The organism is Cohnella nanjingensis, assembly GCF_014212125.1.
GTDB lineage: Bacteria > Bacillota > Bacilli > Paenibacillales > Paenibacillaceae > Cohnella > Cohnella nanjingensis.
Map to the genome: position 1 here is coordinate 46,179 of NZ_JACJVP010000033.1, position 11,082 is coordinate 57,260.

Below are 11,082 nucleotides of genomic sequence, written 5' to 3' on the forward strand. Positions count from 1 at the left end.
ATTCCTTCAAGGCCGCCGCGCCCCCGACTGCCCCGCCAGACGCTGGAGCAGCTCGCGGACAGCGTCTCGCGCGCTCGATCTGCCGCACCCAGCGCGCCGGATCTGTCTGGCGAAGCCGCTTAAGCCCGCACAGCGCCGGCCAGCGTCTGCGAGATCCGGTCGCACAGCGCCTGAATCGCCGCGTTCTGCAGCCGATAGCTGACGCGGTTCGCGATGAGCCGGCTCGTCACCGAGAACAGCGTCTCCATCTCGACGAGCCCGTTCTCCTGCAGCGTCTGCCCCGTCTCGACCATATCCACGATGCGGTCGGCCAGACCGATCAGCGGAGCCAGCTCGATCGAGCCGTTCAGCTTGATCACCTCGACCTGCTGTCCGCGTTCGCGGAAGTACTGCGATGCGACGCTCGGATACTTCGTCGCCACGCGAGGATTGATGACCGGCTTCCAATTCGGCAGGCCGATGACGGACATGCGGCATTTGGCGATGCCGAGATCGAGAAGCTCGTAGACGTCCTTGTTCTCCTCCATCAGCACATCCTTGCCCACAATGCCGATATCCGCTACGCCGTATTCCACATAGGTAGGTACGTCTACAGGCTTCGCCATGATGAACTCCATGTTCGCTTCGGGGACCGGGACGATCAGCTTGCGCGAATCGTCGAAGTCCTCCGGGATCGGCAGGCCGGCTTGCCGGAACAGCTTGCTCGCCTGCTTGTAGATCCGTCCCTTGGGCATCGCTACTTTCAGTACCGCGCCGCTCTCCGTCATGCCTCTTCCCCCTCTCCGATGCCGAACGCCACGAGTCCGTCGTAGCGCCGCCCCTGATATACCAACGGTTCGCCGTTCTTTGCACGGTTTGCCTTCGTCTGGAGCAAGGCCTCCACAGCTCCCCGCTCTTCGGCCGTGCGCACCGCTTCGGTCACGACCGATTCGCCTGCCTCGCGGCGTTTGCCCGCTTCCGCCAGCGCCGCGATCCGCGACGGCTCCGCATAGAGGATCAGCGTCGTCCCGTTCGCTTCCGCCTCGTCCTCGACCACTTCCAGGATCCGCGTCGTCTTCAGCGCGAAGCCCGTGGCCGGCGCCGGGCGCCCGAATTGCGCCAGCAGGTTGTCGTAGCGGCCGCCGCTCACCACCGGGAAGCCCAGATGCGCCGCGTAGCCTTCGAACGTCATCCCCGTGTAATATGAAAAGTCGCCGATCATCGTCAGATCGATCAAGACGTGCTCCTGGACGCCATATGCCCCGAGGACGTCCCACAGGTCGCACAGATGGCGAATCGCCAGATGCGCCGCGTCGTTGCCGCTGAGCCGCAGCGCCTGGTCGCATACTTCCTGACCGCCGCGCAGCCGCAGGATGCCTTCCAGCTCCGAGCGGATCGGCTCCTCGAGCGACAGCGAGCGCAGAATATCGCGGTAGCCGACATGATCCCGCTGCAGCAGGCACGCCTTCAGGCTCTCCTGCGCTCCCGCACGCCCCGGCAATGTCTCCTCGAACAGCCCGTTCAGGAAGCCGACGTGCCCGACGGCAATCTTGAACTCGGGCACGCCCGCAGCTTGCAGCGAGGCGATCGCAAGCGCGATGACTTCGGCGTCCGCCTCGGGGGACGCGTCGCCGACCAGCTCAACGCCGGTCTGGAAGAACTCCGCCTCCCGTCCGCCCTCTTCCTCGAAGGCGCGGAACACGTTCGCATGATAGCTCAGGCGCAGCGGGAAAGGTGTCTCCTTCAGCAGCGAAGAAGCCACGCGCGCGATCGGCGCGGTGACGTCGGAACGCAGCACGATCGTCGTACCGCGGTGGTTCAGCAGCTTGAACAACTTCTGGTCGGAGGTGGCGCTCGCCACCCCGACTGTATCGTAATATTCGATGGTCGGCGTCATGATCTGTTCATAGCCCCAACGGTGCATACAAGCCAGCACGTTCCGCTCGATGCGCCGCAGCTTCGTGACGGCATGAGGCAAATAATCTTTGACGCCGGTCGGTTTCTCAAATCCTTTAGGCTTCGACAAGCGGACGACCTCGTTTCGTTGGCGAATAACGCTTTACTGTATTAAAGTGCTACCAAGTTACCATACTGCCAAAATAAAGATTTTGTTCAACTTTATCATGAAGCGCCCCACCCGTCAAGGCGCGCCGCAGGCGCGGAGGTTTCAGCCTCCGCTTCTATCCAAGCTTCCGCGCACGCATCTTTCTGTGCTTCTATCCACGCGCTTTGCCTGCGCCTCTGTCGCCGCACATTTGCACGCGCTTCNNGCGCTTCTATCCACGCACATTCGCCTGTGCTCCTGTCCACACACATTGGCCTGTGCTTTCTATCCACGCTGCTGTCCACGCATCCCCAGCCCCGGCCCGAGCACCGGCTTCTCTGCAGCCGGGACAAGCCCGGACCGCAAAAAAAGAACCGTGCGCGGACTCGCTCTCCGCCGCTTCCGGTTCTCCTCTGCTATAGCCTTCTGGAGGCCGGTGTTGCCTTCAAGGAAACGCGGGTCCCAGCAGCCCCCAATGGCAGGCCTTCAGTTCTTTCCCATTGCTCGCTTTGCGTCCGGTGCTGCCCGCCCAGCTGAGACAATCCGTGGTGACGGCTTTGGGGATCGCCTTCTTCATATCCGCGATGAGCTCCGCCGGATCGTCGGACATGCCGCCCGCGTTGACGCGATAGCCGTTCCGGTCCTCGGGCCCGTTGATGCCCCGCTTCACCGTGAAGGTGACGTCCATGCCGAGCTGATGGCAAACCTGGAGCAGATCCTTGGAGAAGTCGCCGTACGGGAACGCGATGACTTTGAGCCGATTGCCCAGCTTGACGGCGAGCACTTGGTTCGCTTTGTCCAGATCCTTGGTGATGCGAGCGAGATATTCTTCGTGCGTCTCGACCCGCTTCTCGCCGTTAATGTTCATATAGAGCGGCGCAGCGAGCACCCCGCGGATGCGTTTGCCGTTCTTGGCGACCGGGAACTCCATATGCGAGTTGTACGTGTGGCTATAGAAGGAGATTCCGTTCTGATGCATCTCCTGCACTTGATCCCAGTTGAGCTTCGGTACGCCCTTGGCCTTCGGATTGCCGACTGTCGATACGATCAGGAAGCTGGTGGCCGGCGCTTGATACTGCCTCAACAGCGGATAGGCATACTGGTAAAAGGACGCGTAACCGTCGTCGAACGTGAGCAGCACCGCATTGTTCGGCACGCGCCCGCCATGCAGCATGAAGTTCACGTATTGCTCCATCGTAATCCAGTTGAACCCGGCTTCCTTCATCAGTTTGAGCTGTTCCGAAAAGCGGTCTACGGTTAGCGATTTGTCGTTCAGCGGCGTTTGCGATACGTCGTGGTACATCAGGACGATCACTTGGTCTTGATAATAGACAGGATTGGGAAGCTCGCCCGCAGGTTGGTCGTCCCCCTCCGGCCGCTGCGTCCCGTGGGCGCCGACAGCGGCGAACATTCCTCCGCCTACGACGAGCAGGAGCAGCCCCGCCCACACCAATATCGCCAACCGCCTTTTCATGGATGTTGCCTTCTTTCCTTCAAGTATGGCCTAAATCCGACTTCCTGTCCCCGTCCCCCAGCTCGCGGAGCGGATTTCCCCCTACCCGCGCATGGGCCGGCACGTCCCGGTGCACCACCGACCCGGCAGCCACTACCGCGTGGTCGCCGATCGTGACCCCCGGCAGGATCGTGACATTGGCACCTATCATAACGTGCGAACCGATGCGGATGTTGCCGATCCGATATTCCTTTATCAGGTATTCGTGCGTGAGCAGCGTGGAGTTGTAGCCGATGATGCAATTGTCGCCGATCTCGATCCGCTCGGGGAAAAAGACGTCCACCATCACCATGAGGGCGAAGGACGTCTGTTTGCCGACCCGCATCTTTAGGATATGTCGATAGATCCAATTCTTGACTGACAATTCCGGGCAATATCGGGCGGCCTGGATCGCGATGAAGTTGCGCACCGCTTTCCAGCGGGACACCGTCCGGTACACCTGCCATAGCGCGTTCGGCCCTTCAACCGGATAGCGCTCCACTTGTCTCAACGGCTATCCCTCAATTCCGCACAGGGGGATCAATTCGCGCATGTCATGAATGATGTGCGAGGCGCCGGCTTCGCGGAGTACGGCATCGCCCTTCAGAGACCAGGCGACGCCGACCGGGATGGCGCCGGCCGCCAGCGCGGACAGGATGTCGACGCCGCTGTCGCCGACCATGAGCGCGCCGGACGGATCCTCGCCAAGGGCGCGAAGCGCGTTCTCGACCGGTTCCGCATGCGGCTTCGGATGCGTCACGTCGTCCAGCGTCACGATCACGTCCATGTAGTCGTACAACCCCAACAGCTTCAGCGCCCGTTCGGTCGTCTCCCGCATCTTCGTCGTCACGACGCCCAGCTTCAAACCGTGCGCCTTCAGCAGCGGCACGACTTGTTCGACGCCGGGGAACAGCGATACCATCTCGTCATGATGGTGCAGGCTGTATTCCCGGTAGGAGGCCAGCAGCTCGTTCACCTCTTCGCGGCCGGAGAACTGGCGCATCTGCGAGAGGAGCGTCTGGCCCATCAACGGAATGATCTCATCCCGGCTGAACGCCGGCGGGACGATTCCCTTCAGCGCATATAGGAACGCCTGAATGATCAGTTCGTTCGTATCGATGATCGTGCCGTCCAGGTCAAACAGTACTGTCGTGATCGGGTTTCTCTGGCTGGTCATGCTTGACAGTCCCTTCTTCGACTGGCGCGGTACGGACGGCCGGCTCTGCGGCGGCCGGCGCTGCCGGCTCGTCTGCCGCGTTCGGTCCCGCAGCCGCGACAGGGTGCTTGTAGTTGACGAGCGGATCGAGATACCGCTCCTTGGCTTGACCGTTGCGGCGGCGCACGATGATCATGACGATGCTCGCGATTATGATGAGCAGCGCCAGCAACTGGGAGCTGCGGACATTGCCGTAGTCGGGATCAAGGTAACCTTGCTCTCCGAAGATCCACTTCATCGGCGTCCAGAGCGCGTCCAGCAGCGAAGCGAGCCATGCCGGACCTTGGAAGGCTAGGCTGTCCGTGCGCAGCGCTTCGATGAAGAAGCGGCCGATCGAATACCAGATGAAGTAAGAGAAGAAGAGCTCGCCCGCCCGCAGGAAGCGCTGGCGGCGGAGGACGAACAGGATGATCAGTCCGACCAAGCTCCAGAGCGATTCGTACAGGAAGGTCGGATGATGATAGACCCCCGAGCCGGCCGCGTCGACGACGTACATCTGATCGACGATGAAGTTCGGGAGATGGAGCTTGTCCCGCAGGAAGGTCTCGGTAGTCGGTCCGCCGTAAGCTTCCTGGTTCACGAAGTTCCCCCAGCGTCCGATCATCTGGCCGGCGAGCAGCGACGGCGCGCAGATGTCGACGACGCGCCAGAAGGAATAACCCTTGGAGCGGAAATACACGACGCCGCAGATGAGCGCGCCGATCAGCGCGCCGTAAATCGCGATCCCGCCGTTCCAGATCTGAATGATCTCTCCCGGGTGCTTGCTGTAGTAGCCCCATTTGAACAAGACGTAGTAGAGCCGAGCCGCGATGATCGCGGACGGCACGCCGTACAGCATGAGGTCGAGGAAGAAATCGGCCGACAGCCCGAACCTTTTTCCTTCCTGGATGGCGAGCAGCAGGCCGACCAGCGCGCCGGTCCCCAGGATGATTCCGTACCAGTGAACCGACAGCGGGCCTAGCGTGAACGCGACCGATTCCAGCTTCAGTGGCAACAACATGCGTATCCTCCGTCTCTCATGTTCAAGGGGCCGTCCGGCCCCCTGAATCGGTTATTCGTAGTCTTCGTCGGCGATCGCTTCCGTCAGCTTGTTCGTGAACTGCAGCGCGGCGTTGTAGCCCATCCGCTTCAGTCGGAAGTTCATCGCCGCCACCTCCAGGATGACGGCCAAGTTCCGGCCCGGCCGGACCGGCACGGTGACGAGCGGCACGTCGGTGTCGATGATGCGCGTCGTCTCCTCGTCGAGGCCGAGGCGGTCGTATTGTTTGTCCTGCTGCCAGTTCTCCAGCTTAATGACGAGGCTGATCTGCTTCTGGTTGCGTACGGCGCCTGCGCCGAACAGCGTCATGACGTTCAAGATGCCGAGTCCACGGATCTCGAGCAGATGCTGGATAAGATCCGGCGCGCTGCCGTACAGGTAGTTGTCGGCCGTCTGGCGAATCTCGACCGCATCGTCCGCGACGAGACGGTGGCCGCGCTTCACGAGCTCGAGGGCCGTCTCGCTTTTGCCGATGCCGCTGCCGCCCGTGATCAGCATGCCGACGCCGTAGACGTCCACAAGTACGCCGTGAATCGTCGCCGTCGGGGCCAGCTTCTTCTCCAGGAAGTTCGTGATGCGGCTGAGCAGGATCGTCGTCGCCGTGCTGCTCCGGAGGACGGGGCAATGCCGTTCTTGCGCGACTTCGACCAGTTCCGGAGGGACGTCCAGACCGCGCGTGATGATGATGCAAGGGGTGTCGTCCGCACAGATGCAGGCCATCCGCTCGCGGCGTTCTTCGGAAGTGAGCGTCTCGAGGAACGCCAGCTCCGTCTTGCCTAGGATCTGGGCCCGGTCTGCCGGGTAATAATCGTAATAGCCGGCCATCTCCAGGCCCGGCCGATTCAAATCGTCCGTGACGATGGTGCGCCGCAGGCCGTCTTCGCCGGCGACCACCTCGAGCTGAAATTGCTGCACGAGCTCGGATACTCTCACTTTTTTAGCCATCGTACAGCTCCCTCCAACGCTCCTGTTATCCTAATTATCGTATCGGAAATGAAGCCGGAAATCAATGTAAAAGCGGCCGCATCAGGGCCCTTTGGCCCGCATGACGTAAAAAAGCGCCCGGCCGATATCGGCCAGACGCTTTGGGGGAAACGGGGATTAGGCTTCCAGGATGTTCAGCTCGGAGTCCTTGTCGAAGATATGAACTTTGTTCATATCGATCGCGAGCTTCACGTTCTGGCCTTCTTGCAGGCCTGCGCGGCCGTCTACGCGGGCGATGACGTTGTCTTTGCCCAGGCCGTTCAGGTACAGGTACATCTCGTGGCCGAGGTTCTCGGACACTTCGATGCTGGCGTTGATGACGGAGTTCGGAGAAGCTTCGATGAATACCGGCTCTTCGTGCAGATCTTCAGGACGGATGCCCATGATGATCTCGCGGCCGATGTAGCCTTTGTCGCGAAGGACTTTGGCTTTGCCTTGCGGCACTTCAACGTTGACGCCCGTCGCTTTGAACTTCACGGCGCCGCCTTCTTCGGACAGCTGGCCCGTGATGAAGTTCATCGCAGGAGCTCCGATGAATCCGGCAACGAACAGGTTGACCGGATGGTTGTAGAGCTCTTCCGGCGTAGCCGCTTGTTGAATGAGGCCATCCTTCATAACGACGATCCGGTCGCCCATCGTCATGGCTTCCGTCTGGTCATGGGTTACGTAGATGCAAGTCGTCTCGAGACGCTTCATCAGCTTGGAGATGTTCGCCCGCATCTGCGTACGCAGCTTGGCGTCCAAGTTCGAGAGCGGTTCGTCCATGAGGAAGACTTGCGGTTCGCGGACGATTGCGCGGCCCAGGGCGACACGCTGACGTTGACCGCCGGACAGCGCCTTCGGCTTGCGGTCGAGCAGATGCTCGATCTCGAGCGTGCGAGCGGCTTCGCGAACGCGACGGTCGATCTCGTCTTTGCGGAACTTGCGGAGTTTCAGGCCGAATGCCATGTTCTGATATACGTTCATGTGCGGGTAGAGCGCGTAGGATTGGAATACCATCGCGATGTCGCGGTCTTTCGGAGCTACGTCGTTCACGACGCGGTCGCCGATGTACAGCTTGCCTTCGGAGATCTCTTCGAGACCCGCGATCATCCGCAGCGTGGTCGATTTGCCACAACCGGACGGGCCAACCAGCACGAGGAATTCTTTGTCTTGAATGTCGAGGCTAAAGTCGGTTACCGAAGCTTTGTCGGTACCGGGATATTTTTTAAATACATGCTCTAAACGTACGCCTGCCATTTGCGAGTTCCCCCTAACGCTTCGTTTAAGGTACAGTCCTATCTTACCGCACCGGTGGGCGACTGACTATGCACAATCCGTACAAAAAATTCATTTCCTTTTCGTAACTTTGTACAATAGCAGCATGATTCGGACGAGCACCGCGTCGTTGAAGGAGCGAACGTCCAGTCCGGCCTCCTGCTTCAGCTTGTCGAGCCGGTAGAGCAGCGTATTCCGGTGGATGAAGAGGCGCTTCGCGGTCTCGCTTACATTGCAGTCCATCGCGAAAAAAGCATCCAGCGTCGAAACCGTCTCCGGATCCGCGAACAAGTCCTGCCGGCCCGCCATCTCTTCCATGAAGCGCGTACGCACCGGCTCGGGGATGCCGTTCAGCAGCCGTTCGAGGTGGATCAGCCAAGGCAGGTGCACCTGCATGCCGACGTGGAACTTCCTGCCGAGATAGATGGTCTCCCGCAGCATCCCGACCGTGTAGACCAGACTCTCCGTCGGAATGATCGGTTCCCCGACGGCCACGTGACATTCGCCGCCCCACTCCTCGGTGAACATCTGGTGCAGCCCGGTCGCGAGCGATTGGAGCGCTTCCTTCGTCTCTTCGCGTTCGACGAGCTCTTCCTCAGTCGTGTCCACTTCGGCCAGCAGCCGATCCGAGCCGAGAATCAGCCATTCGCGTTCGCGAATGGGAATAAGCAGCATCTCATCGGAGATATAAGAGCGGAATGCCTTCTCCAGCTCGACGTAAGACGGTTCGCGGGCATCCGATTGCTCGCTGAGCAGCAGGAAAGGAATCATGCCGTCGAACAAGCGGTTGTGCAGTTCCAACCTGTCCGGAATCTCCGCGCGCCAATCGCCGGCTCCGATGGACTGTTGGATCCAATCCCCGAGGCGCCGCGCCTGGTTCTCCATATCGGTAATGCCGCCGGCCGGCTTCGTCGCCCCGCCCTGCAGCGCCCACTTGAGCAGTTCTCTCTCGAGCGGCGTCAGCTTGGCTTCGCTCTGCAGGATGTGCAGCTCCGCTCCCTCGGTCTTGACGACGAGCCAGAACGCCTCGCCCCGCTGCAGATAATCGCCGGGCTCCGGATTCTTCGCGCCGCCTTCCGCCGTCCATGCCTTCTTCGTGATCGTCATGGCCTCTACAGGAGCGGCTAACAATTGCTGCAATCGCTGGAGTCTTGTTTTGTTCATTCCCGCAAGCCCCCCGTCGTCGCATGGCGTTATCCATATTGTAACATATACGCGGGGTGTCGGGCGAAACGCTTCAAAGCCGTTTCATTAATGAAGCATCAGCATCACGACGATCGACATGAGCGCGAAAACGGCAGCGATTAAGTACAGGAACGATACGGTCTGAACCTGCGTCAGTCCCCATTTCATCAGACTATGATGGGTATGCAGGTTGTCCGCCCGGTGCAGACCTTTGCCTTCGATCAGCCTGCGCGTGAAGACGATGGCCGTATCCAGGATCGGGACGCCCAGCGCCAGCACCGGCACCAGCAGCGACACGAAAGTCGCGCCCTTGAGCGTGCCCTCGATCGCGGTAACCGCTAAGGTATATCCCAGGAAGGTCGCGCCGGCATCTCCCATGAAGATTCTGGCCGGATGGAAGTTGTAGGTGAGAAAGGCGAGGCAAGAACCGGCAAGCGTCAGCGCGATCATCCCGGTCACTTCCTGGAAGCCGATCATCGAAACGATGAACAGGGTGAGCGAGGAGATCACGCAAATGCCCGATGCGAGGCCGTCGATGCCGTCGATGAAGTTCATCATATTGATCAGGGCGAATACCCAGATCACGGTAAAAAATAAGCTCCAGCCGGGCGAGAACAAGATCATCGACGAGGAGGAAGGCGAAGAGACGCCCGCGATGCGGATCCCGTACCAGACGGGGATCAGGGACACGAGCGTATAGATGATTAAGCGCGGCCACACGGGGAACTCCCGTTGGTACGCCTTGAAGGCGTCGTCGGCGATTCCCGTCACGACGAGGAGACCTCCCCCGACCGCGATCGCGCGGAACAGCTGGATGTCCCGGGTAAACAGGTACGCGGTGACGATCACGCCGATATAGATGGCGATGCCGCCGCTTAAGGGTACGGGATGGGCATGAATCTTGCGGCGGGTCGGGCGGTCGACGAATCCGATGCGGATGGCCAACATTCGGACCAAAGGCACCAGCAAGACGACCAGCAGGAATGAAAACGCAAGCGCGAACAGGTACATCATGCGCGGAGTCCTCCGAAAGGCGGGATACCTTAGCGTGCCCTCGGTCATGCGTTTTCCATTCGTTGGCCATGATTCGACGTGAATCCTATAAATGGCGGGATGACGCAAGAAAATGCGTAAACGCAAAAAAACAGACGTTCGCACGTCTGTCTCTGATTGATAAACTGGTGAGCCATGTAGGACTCGAACCTACGACACCCTGATTAAAAGTCAGGTGCTCTACCAACTGAGCTAATGGCTCGGGTAAACTGGTGGAGGCTGATGGATTTGAACCACCGAACCCGAAGGAACAGATTTACAGTCTGCCGCGTTTGGCCACTTCGCTAAGCCTCCATGTACCCGACCGGTAGCATGCGCACCTATCGGCTTGCTTATACCGGGTCAAACAAGTGGTGGCTCGGGACGGAATCGAACCGCCGACACGAGGATTTTCAGTCCTCTGCTCTACCAACTGAGCTACCGAGCCAAAAAAAATGGCGGAGCTGACGGGATTCGAACCCGCGGTCTCCTGCGTGACAGGCAGGCATGTTAGGCCTCTACACCACAGCTCCGAGTAAATTCATGGTGGAGGCTGAGGGGATCGAACCCCCGACCCTCTGCTTGTAAGGCAGATGCTCTCCCAGCTGAGCTAAGCCTCCATGAATGTCTTCCTATAATAAGGGTGGTAGCGGCGAAGGGGATCGAACCCCCGACCTTTCGGGTATGAACCGAACGCTCTAGCCAGCTGAGCTACGCCGCCACGCTTGATCGCGCTCGGAACTTGTCCGATACGCTACAGAGCTTGCGCCCTGAAAACCGGATGCGAAACGAAGCTAGAAACATCTTTTCCTGTGGTATGCTGCGGCTTGAGCCTTTACCTTCACCCTAACGGG

The 11,082-nt window shown here is 60.0% G+C and carries 10 protein-coding genes and 6 tRNA genes; all 16 read right to left on the minus strand.

What is annotated here, in order from left to right:
* Positions 1–119 precede the first annotated feature (119 nt).
* Positions 120–767, minus strand: coding sequence for an ATP phosphoribosyltransferase (gene hisG / locus H7C19_RS20945; RefSeq protein ID WP_185671005.1), 648 nt, complete (start codon positions 765–767; stop codon positions 120–122).
* The gene (locus H7C19_RS20950) at positions 764–2,005 is read right to left on the minus strand and encodes an ATP phosphoribosyltransferase regulatory subunit (protein ID WP_185671006.1); all 1,242 of its coding nucleotides are present in this window, start codon (positions 2,003–2,005) and stop codon (positions 764–766) included. The genes hisG and H7C19_RS20950 overlap by 4 nt, the downstream gene beginning before the upstream one ends.
* Positions 2,006–2,468: 463 nt before the next feature.
* Positions 2,469–3,497, minus strand: a complete 1,029-nt coding sequence (locus H7C19_RS20955) for a polysaccharide deacetylase family protein (protein WP_185671007.1) — start codon at positions 3,495–3,497, stop codon at positions 2,469–2,471.
* 19 nt (positions 3,498–3,516) lie between these two features.
* Complete coding sequence (locus H7C19_RS20960) at positions 3,517–4,026, minus strand: acyltransferase (RefSeq protein WP_185671008.1); 510 nt, start codon at positions 4,024–4,026, stop codon at positions 3,517–3,519.
* Between the two features lie 3 nt (positions 4,027–4,029).
* Positions 4,030–4,692 carry a pyrophosphatase PpaX gene (gene ppaX, locus H7C19_RS20965; protein WP_185671009.1) on the minus strand — a complete coding sequence of 221 codons (663 nt, stop codon included), beginning with the start codon at positions 4,690–4,692 and terminating at the stop codon, positions 4,030–4,032.
* A complete protein-coding gene (gene lgt, locus H7C19_RS20970; protein ID WP_185671010.1) occupies positions 4,652–5,731 on the minus strand; it encodes a prolipoprotein diacylglyceryl transferase in 1,080 nt (359 codons plus the stop codon). The genes ppaX and lgt overlap by 41 nt, the downstream gene beginning before the upstream one ends.
* A gap of 51 nt (positions 5,732–5,782) precedes the next feature.
* Positions 5,783–6,715 (minus strand): HPr(Ser) kinase/phosphatase, encoded by a 933-nt coding sequence (gene hprK / locus H7C19_RS20975; RefSeq protein ID WP_185671011.1) that lies wholly within the window; start codon positions 6,713–6,715, stop codon positions 5,783–5,785.
* 156 nt (positions 6,716–6,871) lie between these two features.
* Positions 6,872–7,993, minus strand: coding sequence for an ABC transporter ATP-binding protein (locus H7C19_RS20980; RefSeq protein ID WP_185671012.1), 1,122 nt, complete (start codon positions 7,991–7,993; stop codon positions 6,872–6,874).
* Between the two features lie 90 nt (positions 7,994–8,083).
* Positions 8,084–9,175 carry a PucR family transcriptional regulator gene (locus H7C19_RS20985; RefSeq protein WP_185671013.1) on the minus strand — a complete coding sequence of 364 codons (1,092 nt, stop codon included), beginning with the start codon at positions 9,173–9,175 and terminating at the stop codon, positions 8,084–8,086.
* 87 nt (positions 9,176–9,262) lie between these two features.
* Positions 9,263–10,210: an MraY family glycosyltransferase gene (locus H7C19_RS20990; RefSeq protein WP_185671014.1), complete on the minus strand. Its 948-nt coding sequence runs from the start codon at positions 10,208–10,210 to the stop codon at positions 9,263–9,265.
* A gap of 165 nt (positions 10,211–10,375) precedes the next feature.
* Positions 10,376–10,451 (minus strand) — tRNA-Lys (locus H7C19_RS20995).
* An 8-nt stretch (positions 10,452–10,459) separates the two neighbouring features.
* Positions 10,460–10,543 (minus strand) — tRNA-Tyr (locus H7C19_RS21000).
* 57 nt (positions 10,544–10,600) lie between these two features.
* A tRNA-Phe gene (locus tag H7C19_RS21005) sits at positions 10,601–10,676 on the minus strand.
* A gap of 8 nt (positions 10,677–10,684) precedes the next feature.
* Positions 10,685–10,761 (minus strand) — tRNA-Asp (locus H7C19_RS21010).
* An 11-nt stretch (positions 10,762–10,772) separates the two neighbouring features.
* Positions 10,773–10,848, minus strand: a tRNA-Val gene (locus H7C19_RS21015).
* A gap of 24 nt (positions 10,849–10,872) precedes the next feature.
* Positions 10,873–10,949: transfer RNA gene (locus H7C19_RS21020), tRNA-Met, on the minus strand.
* Between the last annotated feature and the right edge of the window lie 133 nt (positions 10,950–11,082).